The organism is Collinsella aerofaciens ATCC 25986, assembly GCF_964239575.1.
In the GTDB taxonomy this organism is placed as follows: domain Bacteria; phylum Actinomycetota; class Coriobacteriia; order Coriobacteriales; family Coriobacteriaceae; genus Collinsella; species Collinsella aerofaciens_BQ.
The window spans coordinates 1-16965 of record NZ_CAXSQQ010000035.1; the positions used below are offsets into that span (position 1 = coordinate 1).

At 61.8% G+C, this 16965-nt stretch carries 17 protein-coding genes; 13 read left to right on the forward strand and 4 right to left on the reverse strand.

Translation table 11 applies throughout. The annotated features are described in order from the left end of the window. The first annotated feature begins 246 nt into the window (after positions 1 to 246). The 4 genes from tgt to ACESUZ_RS09620 all read left to right on the forward strand — a co-directional run bounded on the left by tgt (position 247) and on the right by ACESUZ_RS09620 (position 3082). A complete protein-coding gene (tgt, locus tag ACESUZ_RS09605; RefSeq protein WP_055285790.1) occupies positions 247 to 1386 on the forward strand; it encodes a tRNA guanosine(34) transglycosylase Tgt in 1140 nt (379 codons plus the stop codon). A 213-nt stretch (positions 1387 to 1599) separates the two neighbouring features. Next, positions 1600 to 2358: an LOG family protein gene (locus ACESUZ_RS09610; RefSeq protein WP_196033977.1), complete on the forward strand. Its 759-nt coding sequence runs from the start codon at positions 1600 to 1602 to the stop codon at positions 2356 to 2358. Positions 2359 to 2471: 113 nt separating this feature from the next. Beyond that, positions 2472 to 2771 (forward strand): type II toxin-antitoxin system RelB/DinJ family antitoxin, encoded by a 300-nt coding sequence (locus tag ACESUZ_RS09615; protein WP_022093815.1) that lies wholly within the window; start codon positions 2472 to 2474, stop codon positions 2769 to 2771. A 2-nt stretch (positions 2772 to 2773) separates the two neighbouring features. Further along, positions 2774 to 3082 carry a type II toxin-antitoxin system RelE/ParE family toxin gene (locus tag ACESUZ_RS09620; protein ID WP_035137310.1) on the forward strand — a complete coding sequence of 103 codons (309 nt, stop codon included), beginning with the start codon at positions 2774 to 2776 and terminating at the stop codon, positions 3080 to 3082. A gap of 93 nt (positions 3083 to 3175) precedes the next feature. Here ACESUZ_RS09620 and ACESUZ_RS09625 read toward each other — a convergent pair whose 3' ends face one another. Continuing rightward, positions 3176 to 4036: a DegV family protein gene (locus ACESUZ_RS09625; protein ID WP_195502727.1), complete on the reverse strand. Its 861-nt coding sequence runs from the start codon at positions 4034 to 4036 to the stop codon at positions 3176 to 3178. A gap of 156 nt (positions 4037 to 4192) precedes the next feature. Here ACESUZ_RS09625 and ACESUZ_RS09630 point away from each other — a divergent pair, with 156 nt between their 5' ends. The 9 genes from ACESUZ_RS09630 (at position 4193) to ACESUZ_RS09670 (ending at position 13716) form a co-directional block, all read left to right on the forward strand. Next, positions 4193 to 4855 (forward strand): HAD hydrolase-like protein, encoded by a 663-nt coding sequence (locus ACESUZ_RS09630; RefSeq protein WP_229065246.1) that lies wholly within the window; start codon positions 4193 to 4195, stop codon positions 4853 to 4855. A gap of 55 nt (positions 4856 to 4910) precedes the next feature. After that, a complete protein-coding gene (locus ACESUZ_RS09635) occupies positions 4911 to 6347 on the forward strand; it encodes a M20 family metallopeptidase (protein WP_195502723.1) in 1437 nt (478 codons plus the stop codon). Between the two features lie 294 nt (positions 6348 to 6641). Then, a complete protein-coding gene (locus ACESUZ_RS09640) occupies positions 6642 to 7580 on the forward strand; it encodes a phosphate ABC transporter substrate-binding protein (protein ID WP_117770185.1) in 939 nt (312 codons plus the stop codon). Between the two features lie 25 nt (positions 7581 to 7605). Next, on the forward strand, positions 7606 to 8514 hold the full coding sequence (gene pstC / locus ACESUZ_RS09645; protein ID WP_373199825.1) for a phosphate ABC transporter permease subunit PstC: 909 nt from the start codon (positions 7606 to 7608) through the stop codon (positions 8512 to 8514). After that, positions 8507 to 9433, forward strand: a complete 927-nt coding sequence (pstA, locus tag ACESUZ_RS09650; RefSeq protein ID WP_138341542.1) for a phosphate ABC transporter permease PstA — start codon at positions 8507 to 8509, stop codon at positions 9431 to 9433. Before pstC ends, pstA begins: the two co-directional genes overlap by 8 nt. After that, the gene (gene pstB / locus ACESUZ_RS09655) at positions 9430 to 10302 is read left to right on the forward strand and encodes a phosphate ABC transporter ATP-binding protein PstB (protein ID WP_195361769.1); all 873 of its coding nucleotides are present in this window, start codon (positions 9430 to 9432) and stop codon (positions 10300 to 10302) included. The genes pstA and pstB overlap by 4 nt, the downstream gene beginning before the upstream one ends. A gap of 205 nt (positions 10303 to 10507) precedes the next feature. Further along, the gene (locus ACESUZ_RS09660; RefSeq protein WP_373199826.1) at positions 10508 to 12367 is read left to right on the forward strand and encodes an ABC-F family ATP-binding cassette domain-containing protein; all 1860 of its coding nucleotides are present in this window, start codon (positions 10508 to 10510) and stop codon (positions 12365 to 12367) included. 6 nt (positions 12368 to 12373) lie between these two features. Next, positions 12374 to 13144: a Cof-type HAD-IIB family hydrolase gene (locus tag ACESUZ_RS09665; protein WP_373199828.1), complete on the forward strand. Its 771-nt coding sequence runs from the start codon at positions 12374 to 12376 to the stop codon at positions 13142 to 13144. Between the two features lie 182 nt (positions 13145 to 13326). After that, positions 13327 to 13716, forward strand: a complete 390-nt coding sequence (locus ACESUZ_RS09670; RefSeq protein WP_099431920.1) for a metal-dependent transcriptional regulator — start codon at positions 13327 to 13329, stop codon at positions 13714 to 13716. Between the two features lie 283 nt (positions 13717 to 13999). On the opposite strand, the gene ACESUZ_RS09675 is transcribed toward ACESUZ_RS09670, so the two are convergent. The 3 genes from ACESUZ_RS09675 to ACESUZ_RS09685 form a co-directional block, all read right to left on the reverse strand. Continuing rightward, the gene (locus tag ACESUZ_RS09675; protein ID WP_373199829.1) at positions 14000 to 15952 is read right to left on the reverse strand and encodes a heavy metal translocating P-type ATPase; all 1953 of its coding nucleotides are present in this window, start codon (positions 15950 to 15952) and stop codon (positions 14000 to 14002) included. A 100-nt stretch (positions 15953 to 16052) separates the two neighbouring features. Continuing rightward, on the reverse strand, positions 16053 to 16271 hold the full coding sequence (locus tag ACESUZ_RS09680) for a cation transporter (protein WP_006235433.1): 219 nt from the start codon (positions 16269 to 16271) through the stop codon (positions 16053 to 16055). Positions 16272 to 16334: 63 nt separating this feature from the next. After that, positions 16335 to 16679: an ArsR/SmtB family transcription factor gene (locus ACESUZ_RS09685; protein ID WP_373199831.1), complete on the reverse strand. Its 345-nt coding sequence runs from the start codon at positions 16677 to 16679 to the stop codon at positions 16335 to 16337. Positions 16680 to 16965 lie beyond the last annotated feature (286 nt).

Here is a 16965-nt window from a genome sequence, read left to right on the forward strand (position 1 = left end):
GTCGCAGCCCCGACCCGCGGTCACGAGCGGGGGCTCCTGTCTTTTTAGTGCCCTCGGATTGGGTCATAGTGTCTGTCGTTGACAAAGCATCGGCGTTCCCTTGGCTGTTGGAGATGATCCCGTAGTCGTTGGGGACGTTCTTAAATGACTAGTCGTTTAATGCACCAGTTTCTGTCGAGTCGGTGCTTCTCGCGGGTTGCCCGTATAATGTTTTGCGTATGAACCGCAACCAAGGAGTTCCAGTTTATGGACCAGAGCCTTTTTAAATTCGACCTGATCGCCGAGGATCCGACGACGCATGCGCGTGCCGGCGTGCTGCACACCCCGCACGGCGACATCGAGACGCCGATCTTTATGCCCGTGGGCACCAAGGCAAACGTCAAGGGCATCCCCACCGAGACCGTCAAACAGCTCGGCGCCCAGATCGTGCTTGCCAACACCTATCATCTGTCCATGCGTCCCGGCGAGGACACTATCGCCGAGCTGGGCGGCCTGCACAAGTTTATGAACTGGCACGGTCCTATCCTCACCGACTCGGGCGGTTTCCAGGTGTTCAGCCACAACGACGCCGTCAAGCTCACCGACGAGGGCGTGCGCTTTATCGTCAACGATTACGACGGCCGCCACGTGTTCTGGACACCCGAGGACAACATGGAGATCGCCATGAAGCTCGGCTCCGACATCTGCATGCAGCTGGACCAGTGCCCGGGCTATCCCGCCACGCGCGCCTACGTTGAGCGCGCGGTGGAGCTGTCGAGCATGTGGGCCGAGCGCTGCTACAAGGCTCACACCCGCGATGACCAGGCGCTCTTTGGCATCGTCCAGGGCGGCATGCATTTGGATCTGCGCCTGCGCTCTCTGCGCCATCTGGAGGAGTGCGGCGACTTCCCCGGTTACGGCATCGGCGGCTACTCGGTGGGCGAGGACCACGAGACCATGTTCGAGACCCTGGCGCCGCTTGTGAGCGAGTACATGCCCAAGCACAAGCCGCGCTACCTGATGGGCGTCGGCAACCCGACGACGCTCGTGCGCGGCGTGGGCGTGGGCATCGATATGTTCGACTGCGTGCTGCCGACGCGCACCGGCCGCATGGGCACGGCATTCTCCAGTGAAGGTCGCCTTAACTTCCGCAACGCGCGTTTTGCGCACGACGACGGCCCCATCGACCCCACCTGCACCTGCCCGGTGTGCACGGGCGGCTACAGCCGCGCGCTCATTCGCCACATGGTCACGCAGAAGGAGATGCTCGGCGGCATCCTGCTTTCGATGCACAACATCTACTACCTGCTCAACCTTATGCAGCGTGCCCGCCAGGCCATTATCGAGGGCCGCTACGGCGCGTTTGTGAGCGACTGGATGAACAGCCCTGCGGCGGTGGACTACTAAGAGCGGCGCGGGCGCTTGCAGAGCGCGGGCAACGGCAAGGGGCGAGCGACGGCCGGTCGTCACATTTGCTGACACCGGCCGCACGACCGCTGACCGATAGCTTGCAAGCACTTGATGCATCGTGGGTACCATACCGAATAGTTGATGTTCGGGCGGGTGTTTGGCGCATGGCGTCGACCCCGCCCGCTTTTCTTTTTCTCGATAGGAGTGCCCATGATTAAGAATGAGAACGTCGAGGGCGAGCCTGCCTACGACGAGACGTACCGCCGCGGCCCCGTGGTCATGCGCGGCCCCATGATTCCTAAGGACAACACCTACGCCAACCTGCTGGCGCCCGAGGAGTCGACCGACTGGCTGCATGCCGATCCGTGGCGCGTACTGCGCATCCAGGCCGAGTTTGTCGATGGCTTTGGCGCACTTGCCGAGTTAGGGCCTGCGGTGACCATCTTCGGTAGTGCCCGCACGCCCAAGACGGACCCGGCCTACAAGGCGGCGCGCACGGTCGGCCGTAAGATTGCCCAGCGCGGCGTGGCGGTTATCACCGGTGGCGGCCCCGGCATCATGGAAGCGGCCAACAGGGGAGCGGCGAGTGTCAACGGCAAGTCAGTTGGCCTGGGCATTGAATTGCCGCACGAGCATGGGCTCAATAAATACGTGAACCTCGGCATGGACTTCCGTTACTTCTTTGTGCGCAAGACCATGTTCGTCAAATACAGCTCGGGCGCCATCGTGTTTCCCGGCGGCTTTGGCACGCTCGACGAGATGTTCGAGGTGCTCACGCTGGTGCAAACGCACAAGGTCAAGCGCATGCCCCTCGTGCTGGTGGGCACAGAGTACTGGCAGGGCCTGTTCGACTGGCTCAACGGCCCGGTGATGGACGCCGGTATGATCAGCCCGCTCGATCCCGAGCTCGTGCACATCACCGACGACCTCAACGAAGCCGTCGACATCGCCCTGAGCGGGCTGATGTAGATCAATCGTGCCCACGCGACATGAATACGCATGGCAATCTGATGTTATTTAACATCAGATTGCCATTTATATTGGGTATACTGGTGTAAAAGACGAGGGCGAGGAGGTCGCAAATGTCTACAGCAACAGTTAAGCCTACGACGGTTCGAATCGAAGAGGGGCTCAAGGAGCAGGCGACTGAGTTCTTGGATTCGGTCGGCCTCAGCCTCAATTCCTATCTCAATCTTGCCGTTCGGCAGCTGGTAAATCAGCGAAAGATTCCTTTTGAGATTGTAGGAAGGGCGGAGGTGCCCAACGAGGCGACGAGGCGTGCCATGGTGATCGCCGAGGCTCATGAGTTGGGGATTTTGCCGGACGATAGCCCGTCATTCAATAACGCTGATGAGCTTATGTCATTCCTCGATGAGGAATAGCGATGTTCGAGATTAAAGTCGAGGCTCAATTTAAGGTGGACTACAAACGAACGATGCGCATGCATCCGCAGCTAAAAAGTGAGTTTAAAGCGGCGGTTGCAGAGCTTGTGGCTCATGGGTCACTTCCGGCGGAGTATGGCGCCCACGAGCTCTCAAACCCGGGCGGAAACTACAACGGCCACATCGATTTCCACCTATCCGATGGCTTGGTCGATGTGGTCGTTCTTTATCTTCCCCATAAGACTAACCCAATGATTAGGCTGGTGAGAATGGGCACTCATCAGGAGCTGTTTCAGGGTCCGCTGGGCTGATCGCCGATTTCCAAGTTGTGGTGGAATAGGGATTGATTGGCGGCTAATAAGCCAAAAACAGTCCCTATTCCACCGCAACTGATGTGGGCGTCCCTAGTGAGTTGGCTGGTAGCGGGGGCAGTAGCTGATGGCGATGGCGTCGATGCCTACATGGGTGGCGATGGTGCAGCCGATGGGGCCGGTGCCGGCGTCTACATAGTCTTGGCCTGCGAGCGCTTGGCTGACGAGCTCTTGCTCCTCGGCGGCGCCGGTCGTGAGCACGCGCACGCTTGAACCCGGATGCTCAGCCAAAAACGCGAGGCAGTCGGCCATGGTGTTGACGACGATGCGCTTGGCGCCGCGGCCCTTCTTGATGGCCTTGATCTCGCCCGATTTCCACTCCGGCGAAACGGCCAGGCGAATGTTGAGCATCTGCGTGAGCTGGCCGGCGAGCTTGGGCGCGCGGCCGTTCTTAACGAGGTTCTCGAGCGTGCGGGGAATCAGCAGCAGGTGGGCGTCGGGCAGCGTCGCGCGGATCTGCGCCTCGGTCTCGTCCAGGCTGCGGCCGTCCTCGCGCATGGCCAGCGCGTACTCCACCAGCAGGCCCTCGGCACCCGAGCCGGTGCGCGAGTCGATGCAGCGCACGTCGAGTTCGTGCGTTTCGGCCGTCAGGCTGGCGTTGGCATAGCAGGCGGACCACTCGCTGCACAGTGAGATAAAGATGGCGCTATCATGGCCGTCGGCGAGCACGCGGTCAAAGAGTGCCTTGAACTCGCCGGCGCTCGGCTGCGAGGTGTGCGGCAGTTGCTCGGAGCCGGCCATGCGCGCGACGTATTCCTCGGCGGTAATCTGCACCTGGTCGAGCAGGTCCTCGCCCTCGATAATCACATGCAGCGGAATCACGTAAATGCCGAGCTCTTGAGCGTGGGCGGGGGAGATGTCCGACGTGGAGTCGGTTATGATGGCAAAAGACATAATTGCACCTTTCGTTGGGGCGCTTGCGCGCCGCCTTCTGAGAGCAAAGCGCGACAAGTATAGTAGAGTCGTTCCACATTACTAGGTTCAATTGTTGAATAGTCAACAGTTTGAAGTGTCGGTGTGGAAATCGTCAACTGGGGAAGAGGAATGCCGATGGAGGCGTTGGAGATAGGCAAACGGCCGGTCGTGTTGTTCGATTTTGACGGCACGGTGGCAGATACGGGCCGGGCAGTGATGACCTCGACGCGCAAGACGCTGGCTGCGCGCGGGTTTTCGGAGGCGCAGATGGGTGATCTGCGCCGTATGATCGGGCCGCCCCTGTGGAAGAGCTTTCACGACTTTTACGGCTTTTCCCGCGAGGAGTCGCTTGTGGTGGCCGACGAGTACCGCGCCTTTTTTGATGAGCTGGGGCCGGAGGAGTACCCCGTGTTCGATGGGGTCCCCGAGCTGCTGGATGGGTTGGCCGCCCAGGGCAAGCGTATGGCCGTGGCGACGTCTCGCATGGAGGCGAAGTGCATCGATATGGTTCATGAGCTGGGGCTTTGCCAGTTCGAAGCTGTGGTTGGCATGAATCCGCCGCAGGGACGCGAGACCAAGGCCGATTCGGTTCGCGATGCCCTGGCGGCGCTCGGCGCGACGGCCGACGATGCCGTGATGATCGGCGATCGCTTTAACGATGTGGAGGGCGCGCACGCGATGGGCGTGCCGTGCATCGGCATCTATTCGGGCGCGGCAGCGCCGGGGGAGCACGAGGCCGCGGGCGCCGATGCGGTGGTGCACTCGGTGGCCGAGCTTGCTAAACTTTTCGCTATCTAATAGACATAATGTGAGGGGCGGGCGTACCCGTCGCTCATTGGTAAGGAGGTCGTTCATGAATCAGGTGGAGCAGAGCGTTGCCGAGTATGTCGACGAGGTCTGGGAGGATGTCGTTGCCGATATCGAACAACTGGTGAGCTATCCGTCCGTGGCCGTTGCTGCCGATGCGGAGCCCGGTGCGCCGTTTGGCCGCCCGGTCCGTGACGCGCTCGATTGCGCGCTCGGCATTGCGCAAAAGCTCGGCTATCAGACGAGCGACGACGGGGGCTATGTGGGAATCGCCGATATCCCGGGTCGCGGCGACAAGCAGCTCGCGACTATCTGCCACGTGGACGTGGTTCCCGCTGGCCCCGGTTGGAACACCGACCCGTTTGCGATGGAGCGCCGCGAGGGCTGGCTGCTCGGTCGCGGCGTGATTGACGACAAGGGTCCGGCGGTGCTGTCGCTCTACGCCGGCGCTTATCTGCTCAAGCACGGCATTACCCCGCGCTATGCTTTCCGCGCGCTGCTGGGCTGCGATGAGGAAGTGGGCATGTCCGACGTTCACCATTATCTGGAGAACCACGCAGACCCCGACTTTTTGTTTACGCCCGATGCCGAGTTCCCGGTCTGCAATGCCGAGAAGGGCCAGTTTGGGGCGACGTTCGTGAGCTCCAAGATCGACGGCGGGCGCATCGTGTCGTGGAGCGGCGCCGAGGCGAGCAATGCCATTCCGTCGCAGTCCATCTGCGAGCTCGCGATTGCCGCCGATGAGCTGCCGGCGCCGGTCGAGAACGCCGATCGCCTTGAGATCACGACACTCGATAACGGGCATGCGCAGATTTTTGCCCACGGCATTGGCGGTCATGCCTCGATGCCTGAGGGCACTATCAACGCTGTCGGCCTGATCGTGGCGTATCTGCGCGAGGCCGAGGACGCGTTTGGCGCCCGTGACAAGCGCCTGTTGACGCCCGCCGAGCACGAGTTTGTCAAGTTTTTGGCCTTTGTGCATGCGGACGCCTATGGCCGCGGCCTGGGTATCGATGCGACGAGTCCGGCGTTTGGCCCGCTTACCTGCAACGCTGGCGTCATCCGCGTGGCGGATGGCCATATCGAGCAGGTCATCGACGTGCGCTTCCCCGACAGCACGAGTGCCGATACCATCCGCGAGCAGCTCGATCCGCTCGTGGGCCGTTTCGGCGTGACGTGCCAGCTGGGTCGCGCGAAGGTGCCGTTCTCGGTCTCTGCCGATGATCCGGCCGTGAAGGCGCTTATCGATACCTATAACGAGTTCACCGGCAAGCATGCTGAACCCTTTGCCATGGGCGGCGGCACGTACGCGCGCAACTTTGCCCGCGCCGTCTCGTTTGGCCCCGAGGAGACCGGCCTGGAGCTGCCCTCGTGGGGCGGCCAGATGCACGGCCCCAACGAGTGCGCCAACGAGGAACAGCTCAAGCAGGCGCTCAAGATCTATATTGTTGCGATCCTCCGTTTGAATGAATTAGAGCTTTAAGGTCTCGCGGTTTCCCAATCTAAGTTGCGGTGGAATAGTTCCTAGAATGGGCCATTTGATGGCCAAGCAGGAACTATTTCACCGCAACTTTGTTTTTATTGGTGTAAAAGGCGGGTCATGCTTGGTGGCGGGTTTGTTATTCGTTTGTAAAGGCCGTGCTGCGCTTGCGGTAAGGGTCTATCAAATGCCCGTAAGAAACCGTAGTTGGCGCGGACGCTGCCCGGTCGGGGCCGTATCTTTCCAAACAGCAAAGCGGGTGGGGTGCCCGCGAGTCGCATGTATGAAAGGAAGATCATGCTCGATCAGGCTTATTCTCGTCGTCAGTTCCTCGGCCTCGCTGGTGGTTTTGCCAGCATCGTCGGTCTCGGTCTCGTTGGTTGCGGCGGCTCCGGCGCATCCGATGCCGCCGACAAGGGTAGCGCCGCTGCTGCCGAGTCCGTCTCCGGCGAGGTGACTTACGACGGTGCCTCTTCGTTCCAGGCTCTCGTCGAGGCCGCTGCCGAGAAGTTCATGGACGCCAACCCCGATGTCTCCGTCTCCGGCTCGGGTAACGGTTCGGGCAAGGGCCTGACCGCTGTTGCCGCCGGCACCGTCACCATCGGCAACTCCGACGTCTTCGCCGAGACCAAGCTCGAGGCCGACCAGGTCAAGAACCTCGTCGACCACGAGGTTGCCGTCGTGGGCATGGGCCCCGTCGTTTCCAAGAACGTGACGGTCGACGACCTGTCCCTCGAGCAGCTCAAGGGTATCTTCTCCGGTCAGATTACCAACTGGAAGGAGGTCGGCGGCGACGACGCCACCATCGTCGTCCTCAACCGCAAGGCCGGCTCCGGCACCCGCGCCACCTTCGAGGCCGCCGTCTTTGGCGACGAGGCCGTCGACTTTAAGGGCGATGCCGAGCTCGACAAGTCCGGCGACGTCCAGACTCAGATGGGCAGTACCGACAACGCCATCTCCTACCTCGACTTCTCGCACTTCGATGACTCCAAGTTCAACGCCATCAAAGTCGAGGGCGTCGAGCCCAAGAGCAAGAACGTCACCGACGACTCTTTCAAGATCTGGGCTACCGAGCACATGTACTGCTCCAAGGACGCCGACGAGGCCACCAAGGCCTTCCTGGAGTTTATGCTCTCCGACGACGTTCAGGGCAAGCTCGTCGAGGAGCAGGGCTTTATCCCCGTCTCTGCCATGAAGGTCGTCAAGGACGCCAGCGGCAAGGTCTCTGCTAAATAAGTAATCGCCCCCGGAAAGGTTTGCAATGGCAAAACAGCTGCCAAAGCGCGACCTTGAGAACGTGGGCCTGGGCGTCACGGGCGCGTGCGTAGCGCTCGTGACGCTTGTCGTTGCCGCGCTCATCTTTATGGTCGCCCAAAAGGGCCTCTCGGCTTTTGTCAAGGACGGCGTCTCGGTCGTCGAGTTTTTCACCGGCACCAAGTGGGACCTGGCCAACACAGCCGAAAACGGCCTGCCCTATACCGGCGCCCTGCCCCTGATCGTCACCTCGTTTGCGGTCATGGTGCTCTCCACGCTTATCGCGCTGCCCATCGCCATCGGCTCTGCCATCTTTGCGGTCGAGATTAGCCCTAAGTTTGGCTCTAAGATCTTTCAGCCGCTCATTGAGCTTTTGACCGGCATCCCCTCGGTCGTCTTTGGCCTGATCGGTTTTCACGTGGTCGTCGGTCTTATGAAGAGCGTTTTCCACGTGAGCACGGGCCTGGGCATCTTGCCCGGCGCCATCGTGCTGGCGGTCATGACTCTGCCGACGATGACCACGCTTTCGGTCGATGGCTTGCGCGCCGTGCCCGACGGCTACCGCCAGGGCTCGCTCGCGCTGGGCTACACCCGCTGGCAGACCATCTGGCACGTGGTGCTCAAGTCCGCCATGCCGTCGCTCATGACCGCGGTTATCTTGGGCATGACCCGCGCCTTTGGCGAGACGCTCGCCGTGCGCATGGTCATCGGCGGCATCGAGGCCATGCCGACGTCGCTGCTGTCGCCGGCGTCCACCATCACCACCACGCTCACCACGTCCATGGCAGTCTATGCCGAGGGCTCGGCCCAAGACGATGTTCTGTGGGCGCTCGGCCTGCTGCTGATGGGCATGAGTCTCATCTTCATCCTGATCATCCACCTTATCGGCCGCAAGGGGGCGAAGGCTCGTGGCTAGCACGCGTATCCACATCGACGAGGCGAGGCTCGGGCGTGTCCAAAAGCAGGACCGCTTCGCCACGGGCGTGTTGACGGCGATCGTCGCCATCGTCATGCTCATCGTCGTCTCCATGGTGGCCTATATCCTGTTCGAGGGCATCTCGACGCTGTTCCAGCCGGGCTTTCTCACGGAGCCGTCGCGCGCCAACGGAACGCAGGGCGGCGTGCTCTACCAGCTGTTCGACTCGTTCTACCTGCTGCTGATCACCCTGATCATCTCGGTGCCCATCAGCCTGGGTGGCGCGGTCTTTTTGGTTGAGTACGCGCCGGACGGACCCATCCGCGACATCGCCTCCACCGCCATCGAGACGTTGTCCTCGCTGCCTTCCATCGTCGTCGGCATGTTCGGTTTTCTGGTGTTCTCGGTGCAGCTGGGCTGGAAGTACTCCATCATCTCCGGCGCCGTCGCGCTCACCATGTTCAACATCCCCATCCTGGTGCGCGTGATCCAGCAGGCGCTCGAGGACGTGCCGCAGGCCCAGCGCGATGCGTGCCTGGCCATGGGCCTCACTCGCTGGGAGGCCACGCTGCACATCCTGATCCCCGAGGCCATGCCTGCCATCGTGACGGGCATCGTGCTTTCGGCCGGTCGCGTGTTTGGCGAGGCCGCAGCACTGCTTTTTACCTCGGGTATGAGCTCGCCGGTTCGCCTGAACTTCTTGAGCTTTAACCTGTCGAGCCCCACCTGCGCTTGGAACGTGTTCCGTCCCGGCGAGTCGCTCGCCGTGCACATCTACAAGATCTATGGCGAGGGCAGCCCCGAGGCCCAGCAGATCGTCTGGGGCACCGCTGCACTGCTGATGATTTGCGTGCTGCTGTTTAACGTAATCGCCCGCATTGTGGGCAAGCAACTGGCAAGGAAGATGACGGCCGAATGAGCGAGATGAATGTAACGCCCGCAACCGAAGCGGCATCGTCCGACACCCGGGACTTCCTGTCGAGCGTGGGGGAGAGCGAGAAGCGCGTGCGCGTGAGCGGCAAGGCCGTGAGCGACGAGGTTGTGCTCTCCACCAAGGACGTCAACGTGTACTATGGCGACCACCATGCACTGCACAATACGTCGCTCGACTTCCACAAGGGCGAGATCACGGCGCTCATCGGGCCTTCGGGCTGCGGTAAGTCGACCTTCTTACGCAGCCTCAACCTGATGAATCGCGAGATTCGCGGCTGCCGCGTGGAGGGCGAGATCAACTATCGCGGGCGCAATGTAAACACCAAGACCGAAAACACCTACGAGCTGCGCCGTTCCATTGGCATGGTGTTCCAGCAGCCTAACCCGTTCCGCAAGTCCATTCGCGACAACATCACGTTTGCGCCTAAGCGCCACGGCATCACCGACCGCGACGAGCTCGACCGCATGGTCGAGGAAAGCCTGCGCGGCGCGGCGCTTTGGGACGAGGTCAAGGACAAGCTCGACAAGAGCGCCTACGCGCTTTCGGGCGGCCAGCAGCAGCGTCTGTGCATTGCGCGCACGCTGGCGCTCAACCCCGACGTGATCCTGTTTGACGAGCCCTGCTCGGCGCTCGACCCCATCTCGACGTTGGCGATCGAGGACCTGATGTCATCGATCGTTGCCGACCGCGCCATTGTCATCGTGACGCACAACATGGAGCAGGCGTCGCGCGTGTCCAACCGCACGGCGTTCTTCTACATGGGCGATATGGTCGAGTACGACGAGACTGACGAGATTTTCCAACGGCCTAAGGATAAGCGGCTGAATGATTACCTCACCGGCATGTTCTCCTAGTCCGGGACATGCTTGAGGCCCGCGGCGGCCACGGTTGCCGCGGGACTGATTGGAGAGGCGGGTCATCTCTTTTGGGAGATGGCCCGCCTTTTTGCTCTGCGACCGAAACGACCGCCACAAAGGGGACAGGCGCCTTCGTGGTGGTTTGGGGTGGGGCTCGCTGCTATCATGGACAACGTTGAATTTCTACGAAGGAGCAGGGCATATGGCGATTCTTTTGGGATGCGATTCCGTCAGCCTAGAGTTTCCCACCAAGCATATTTTCGATAGCGTGACGCTCGGCGTGGGCGAGGGCGACCGCATTGGTATTGTCGGCAAAAACGGCGACGGCAAGTCGACGCTGCTGAGCGTGCTCGCCGGCACGCTGGAGCCCGATGACGGGCGCGTGACGCACCGTCGCGGCACCACGATCGGTCTGCTCGGCCAAAAGGACAACCTGGTCGATACCGACACCGTGCATCATGCCGTCGTGGGCGACACGCCCGAGTACGAGTGGGCGTCGAGCCCCCGCACGCGCCAGATTCTGGCCGGCCTTATTAGCGATGTGCCCTGGGAGGGCACGGTGGGCGAGCTTTCGGGCGGCCAGCGCCGTCGCGTGGACCTCGCGCGCCTGCTGATCGGCGACTACGACGTGCTCATGCTCGACGAGCCCACCAACCACCTGGACATGCGCACCATCAACTGGCTCGCGCGTCACTTAAAGGCCCGCTGGCAGCGTGGCCAGGGCGCCATGCTCGTGGTCACGCATGACCGTTGGTTCTTGGACGAGGTCTGCACCAGTATGTGGGAGGTCCACGACGGCCAGGTCGATCCCTTCGAGGGCGGTTACTCCGCATATATCCTGCAGCGCGTGGAGCGCGACCGCATGGCCGCGGTTACCGAGGAGCGCCGTCGCAACATGGCGCGCAAGGAGCTCGCGTGGCTGAGCCGCGGCGCCCAGGCGCGTTCCACCAAGCCCAAGTTTCGTGTTGATGCCGCTCGCGAGCTGATCGCCGACGTGCCGCCCGTGCGTGACGAGCTGGAGCTCAAGCGCCTCGCCGTGAGCCGCCTAGGCAAGCAGGTTATCGACGTGGTCGACGTGGACGCCGGCTATGCGGATGCCGGCGGCGCGCCCAAGCAGGTGCTCTCCGATGTGACCTGGCTCATTGGTGCGGGCGACCGCTATGGTCTTTTGGGTGAGAATGGCGCTGGCAAGTCGACGCTGCTTGACGTGATCCAGGGCAAGATTGAACCCACGCGCGGCCGCGTGAAGATTGGCCAGACAGTGCGCTTTGGCGTGCTGTCGCAGCAGCTCGAGGAGCTCAAGCCCTACATGGGCGACACGATCCGCGAGGTGCTCGGCAACTATAAGAAGTACTACGTCATCGACGGCAAGGAGACTTCGCCCGAGAAGCTCTGCGAGCGTCTGGGCTTTACGACGCAGCAGCTCTGGAGCCGCATCGGCGATCTTTCGGGCGGTCAGCGCCGTCGCCTGTCGCTGTTGCTGACGATTCTGGACGAGCCCAACGTGCTCATCCTGGACGAGCCGGGCAACGACGTGGATACCGACATGCTCGCGATTGTCGAGGACCTGCTGGACGGCTGGCCCGGCACGCTGATCCTGGTGACGCACGACCGCTTTTTGATGGAGCGCGTGACCGACCAGCAGTGGGCGCTGCTCGACGGCCACCTGACGCATATGCCCGGTGGCGTGGACCAGTACCTGCGCCTGTGCAACGCTACCGCCGAGGGCGAGCCCGTGGGCGCGCCGAGCGCCAAGACCGGCACGTTCGACACCGGTGCCGCGGCAGCTGCGGCCGAAAAGCCCAAGTCGAGCGGTCAGCCCAACGGCCTGTCCAACGCCGAGCGCCAGAAGCTCCGCCGCGAGGTGAGTTCGCTCGAGCGCAAGATGGAGACGCAGCGCACCCGCGTTGAGGAGGCCGAGGCAGCAATGGCCCAAGTCGATCCCACCAACTACACGGCGCTCGGCGAGCAGCAGGCAAAGATCGACGAGGCTCACGCCGCCATGGACGAGCTGGAGATGGCGTGGCTCGAGGCGAGCGAAAAGCTCGAGGGCGAGGAGTAGACGAGGATGATCAAAGCCGCGTTTTTCGATATCGACGGCACGCTGCTGAGCTTTAAGACCCACCGGATTCCGGCGTCGGCGCAGCAGGTGCTCGACAGCTTTCACGAGCAGGGGATCGCATGCGTGATCGCCACGGGTCGCCCGACCTACCAGATGCCGGACTGGCTGTTCGACCTGGGCTGGGATGCGTACATTACGCTCTCGGGTCAGCACTGTTTTGATGCCAATGGGGTTTACCGCAGCTGTCCGATCGATCCGGACGACGTTGCGGTGATTGTGGACCAGGTGGCGCAGGGGCGCTATGACTCGCTGTGCATGCAGGGCGAGAACTCGTTTGTGAACCGCCTGTCCGAGCGCGTGGTGACGGCTGGCAGCAACGCGGGAATCGTCTACCACGAGGAGCCGTTTGAGCACGCCTTTGACGCACCGGTCTACCAGTTCTGCGCCTTTGTGGACCCTGACGACGAGCATATCGTGACCGATGCCGTGTCGCATTCGCTCACCACGCGCTGGTGCGACCTGTTCTGTGACATTATTCCCGCTAACGGCGGCAAGGACCTGGGCGTGGCGGCGACGCTGGAGCGCCTGGGCATCGACGCGAGCGAGGCGATTGCCTTTGGCGACGGCGAGAACGACCTGTCGATGTTTGCCGCCGTGGGCACTAGTGTGGCCATGGGCAACGCGCAGGAGACTGTGAAGGCCGCAGCGACCTACGTTACGACCGCCGTAGACGATGACGGCATCTACAACGCCGCGAAGCACTTTGGACTCGTGTAGCTGCGACCCGGCACTTGGGGACACTCCTTGCGGGGCGTGTTCCCATTTTGTTTTCGTCCCGCTCGTTTTGTGAAACACGGCTAACTTTTAGGCAAAGTAGTAAGACATGGGCAACTTTTGCGGTAAAGTAAGCTGTGAAAAGTATCCAAAGGCTAACTAGCAATCATCGCGAAAGGCGGCCCATGGCCCTACGTGAATCCGGAGAAGACTATCTCGAATCGATCTACGTTCTGTCGGAACGTCAGGGCATCGTGCGCTCGATCGACGTTGCGGAGTACCTCGGCGTAACCAAGGCGAGCGTTTCCAAGGCCATGGCGACGCTGGAAAGCAACGGCTATGTCGAAATGGGCAAACGAGATGTTCATCTGACAGAGCGCGGTCTGGAGGTCGCGCGCCAAATGTGGGAGCGCCACTGCTTTTTCGTGGGGCTTTTGGAGGATGCAGGCGTATCGGCCGAGGTGGCGTCGCAAGAGGGCTGCCACATGGAGCACTGCCTGAGCGAGGAAAGCTTTGAGAAGCTAAGATCGATGCTGGGGCGGGACGGTGCTTCGGCGCCAACAATGACCGACTAGCACTCCCGCAGCGGCGCGCCTCCCGCGCCGGAACGGTGCGGGACAGCGACCGAGACGAGTGGTCCCACCAACTAAGTCCAACTCAGACAAGGAACCCCACCAGCAAGCGATGCCCAAGAACCGCCAGCTGTGTCAACGCAGGTCGGGGCCGGGCTTGGTTTTGAAAACACTCCGCAGCGCGAGGCCCGTCTTTCCGTTGCTCCGCAGGAGCAGGAAAGACGGGCCTCATGCGCGAGGACGTTTTCAAAACCAAGCCCGGCCCCGACCGGACAGACCACAAACGCTACAGGTTCTTGACACCCATCGCGCGCATGGCGTTCAGGATGGCGATGATCGCCACGCCTACGTCGCCGAACACGGCAAGCCACATGTTGGCGATGCCCAGTGCCGCAAGCACCAGAATCAGCAACTTAATGCCCAGCGCAAAGATGATGTTCTGCCAAACAATCGACATGGTCTTGCGCGCCACGCGGATCGCGCGGGAGATGTTGGACGGTTTGTCGTCCATGAGCACCACGTCGGCGGCCTCAATCGCGGCGTCGGAACCCATAGCGCCCATGGCAATGCCAACGTCTGCGCGGGTGAGCACGGGCGCATCGTTGATGCCGTCGCCGACAAAGGCGAGCTTGCCCTTGCCCGATTCGGCTGCCAGCAGCGCTTCAACACGCTCGACCTTGTCGCCCGGCAGCAGCTGCGCGTGGAACTCGTCGAGCCCCAGCCGCTTGGCCACCGCAGCAGCCACTTCCTCGCGGTCGCCCGTGAGCATGACGGTGCGCTTGACGCCGGCGGCGTGCAGGTCGCGGATCGTCTGCTCTGCATCGGCCTTTATGGTGTCGGCAATTACAATGTGGCCGGCATAGATGCCATCGACTAGCACGTGGAGGATGGTGCCGACGACCTCGCAATCGGGCGCTTCGACTCCGGCCGCGGCGAGCATCTTTGCGTTGCCAACGACGACGTGCTTGCCGTCGATGGTTGCCGTCACGCCGTGGCCCGCGTCGTTGGCGGAGTCGCTTACGCGCTTGGGGTCGACCTCGCCCTGGTAGGCGACACGTACGGACTGCGCGATGGGGTGATCGGAGAACGACTCAGCAAGGGCTGCGACTTCTAGCAACGACTGCTCGGTATAGCCGGCCTCGGGGTGTACCGCGACCACCGAGAACGTGCCGTTGGTGAGGGTGCCCGTCTTGTCAAAGACGACGGTGTCCACGTCGGCGAGCGTCTCGAGGTAGTTAGAACCCTTGATGAGAACGCCCAGCTTGGACGCGCCGCCGATGCCGCCAAAGAAGCTGAGCGGGACGCTGATCACCAACGCGCACGGGCAGCTGACGACCAGGAAAGTCAGGCCGCGCAGGATCCAGTCGGACCAGGCGCCGGTGATTAGGCCGCCGCCGAGCGCGAGCACCGCGGCCGTGCCGGTGACGGCGGGCGTGTAGACGCGGGCAAAGCGCGTGATGAAGTTCTCGGTACGCGCCTTCTTTTCGCTGGCGTTTTCTACGAGCTCCAGGACGCGCGCGACAGTGGACTCGCCAAATGGCTTGGTGGTGCGCACGTGGATGAGCCCCGTCATGTTGATGCAGCCGCTGATGATATCGTCGCCGGACTTGGCGGGGCGGGGGACTGACTCGCCCGTGAGCGCGGCGGTGTCGAGTTGCGTCTCGCCCTCGACGATGACGCCGTCGATGGGCACGCGCTCACCGGGCTTGACCACGATCACGGTGCCGACCGCGATGTCATCGGGGAAGACCTGCTCGAGTGTGCCGTCGGGCTGCTCGACGTTAGCGTAGTCGGGCGCGATGTCCATCATGGCACTGATCGACTTGCGGCTCTTGCCCACGGCGTACGCCTGAAACAGCTCGCCGACCTGGTAGAACAGCATGACGGCGGCGCCTTCGGCCATGTGCGGGTCGGTATCGGGGAAGAGCACCATGGCAAACGCGCCGATGGTCGCGACGGCCATGAGGAAGCTCTCGTCGAAGGCCTTGCCGCGGCGGATGTTATTGAATGCCTTTTGCAGTACGTCGTAGCCGGCAATCAAAAACGGCACGAGGAACAGTGCGAAGCTGGCGTAGATGTCGCCCGGGGTGCCGAATGCGGCAGTGAGGGTGCCGAGCTCATCGAGGGCGTACACCACGGCAAAAATGCCCAGCGCTACCAGGATGCGGTTGCGCTTATGCTCGAGTGACTCTTTTTTCTTGCGCTTCTTCTTTTTCTTCTTGGGGTCGGCGGTGGCCATGACTCGAATCCTCCCATTTGAATGTATGAACACTCACTCATATAATTTCGCGAGCAAAGGCCGCGGCAAGCGCGGCCTTGCGGGTTGGCGTAAACCTGGGCTAGAGAATGATCTCGCAGTCCGGCTCGGCGTCGGCGGTGAACTCCACAACGCGGTCGAGGACCTCGTCGAACTCGGCGTCATCGGCCTCGAGCGTCAACTTCTGGGTCATAAAGTTGACCGAAACGGACTTGACGCCATCGAGCTTGGCCAGCTCGTCCTGAAGCTCACGCGCGCAGTTGGCGCAGTCGATCTCGTCGAGTTTAAACTGCTTTTTCATGGTGGGTTCCTTTCTCTGTATTTGCGGCTTGGGTGCAGGCCGCGCTGGTACCGTGGTTGGTCGCTATTCGCAGATGTGGCTCATGCCCTGGTTGAGCATGGTGTAGACGTGGTCGTCGGCGAGCGAGTAGAGGATATTGCGCCCGTCGCGCCGGAATTTAACCAGGTGCGACTGCTTGAGTGTGCGCAGCTGGTGCGACACCGCGGACTGCGAGGTTTCGGTCGCTTCGGCGATGTCTGCCACGCAGAGCTCGCGGCCCATGAGGGCATAGAGGATCTTGATGCGCGTGGTGTCGCTGAAGACCTTGAACAGGTCGGCGAGGTCGTAGAGAAGCTCCTCGTCGGGAAGGTCCTTGGGCGAGCAGGTGGTGGGGATCGCGGGCTCGGTGGCCTCGGTGTCGGGTTTCATTTCATCAACGCGGATGCTCATTGCAATATCCCTTCATATGAACATGCGCTCATATAACTTGCTTCCGATTATATGAGTGTATGTTCATGTGTCAATGACGTTCAGGTAATTCGTTGCACAAAATGATGGGGAATAGTGGACGAGATCCCGGACTGAGCGGTTTTGATAGCCGATGCCGGGGTGGGTGCCCCTGAGCCGTGCAAAAAATGGGTTGATTTTCAATCTCAACGCAACAGCCTGAACGGACCCCGCGTTTCCGCAGCTAGCGCAACGCGGAAATAGCTCC

Bases quoted from the DNA above. Each gene is read 5' to 3' on its own strand.
- ACESUZ_RS09635 (WP_195502723.1), top strand. From the start codon at position 4,911: ATGAATCAGGTGGAGCAGAGCGTTGCCGAGTATGTCGACGAGGTCTGG.
- ACESUZ_RS09685 (WP_373199831.1), bottom strand. From the start codon at position 16,679: ATGAAACCCGACACCGAGGCCACCGAGCCCGCGATCCCCACCACCTGC.
- ACESUZ_RS09615 (WP_022093815.1), top strand. From the start codon at position 2,472: ATGTCTACAGCAACAGTTAAGCCTACGACGGTTCGAATCGAAGAGGGG.
- ACESUZ_RS09625 (WP_195502727.1), bottom strand. From the start codon at position 4,036: ATGTCTTTTGCCATCATAACCGACTCCACGTCGGACATCTCCCCCGCC.
- ACESUZ_RS09610 (WP_196033977.1), top strand. From the start codon at position 1,600: ATGATTAAGAATGAGAACGTCGAGGGCGAGCCTGCCTACGACGAGACG.
- pstC (WP_373199825.1), top strand. From the start codon at position 7,606: ATGGCAAAACAGCTGCCAAAGCGCGACCTTGAGAACGTGGGCCTGGGC.
- tgt (WP_055285790.1), top strand. From the start codon at position 247: ATGGACCAGAGCCTTTTTAAATTCGACCTGATCGCCGAGGATCCGACG.
- ACESUZ_RS09665 (WP_373199828.1), top strand. From the start codon at position 12,374: ATGATCAAAGCCGCGTTTTTCGATATCGACGGCACGCTGCTGAGCTTT.
- ACESUZ_RS09660 (WP_373199826.1), top strand. From the start codon at position 10,508: ATGGCGATTCTTTTGGGATGCGATTCCGTCAGCCTAGAGTTTCCCACC.
- ACESUZ_RS09670 (WP_099431920.1), top strand. From the start codon at position 13,327: ATGGCCCTACGTGAATCCGGAGAAGACTATCTCGAATCGATCTACGTT.
- ACESUZ_RS09620 (WP_035137310.1), top strand. From the start codon at position 2,774: ATGTTCGAGATTAAAGTCGAGGCTCAATTTAAGGTGGACTACAAACGA.
- ACESUZ_RS09680 (WP_006235433.1), bottom strand. From the start codon at position 16,271: ATGAAAAAGCAGTTTAAACTCGACGAGATCGACTGCGCCAACTGCGCG.
- ACESUZ_RS09630 (WP_229065246.1), top strand. From the start codon at position 4,193: ATGGAGGCGTTGGAGATAGGCAAACGGCCGGTCGTGTTGTTCGATTTT.
- ACESUZ_RS09640 (WP_117770185.1), top strand. From the start codon at position 6,642: ATGCTCGATCAGGCTTATTCTCGTCGTCAGTTCCTCGGCCTCGCTGGT.
- pstB (WP_195361769.1), top strand. From the start codon at position 9,430: ATGAGCGAGATGAATGTAACGCCCGCAACCGAAGCGGCATCGTCCGAC.
- ACESUZ_RS09675 (WP_373199829.1), bottom strand. From the start codon at position 15,952: ATGGCCACCGCCGACCCCAAGAAGAAAAAGAAGAAGCGCAAGAAAAAA.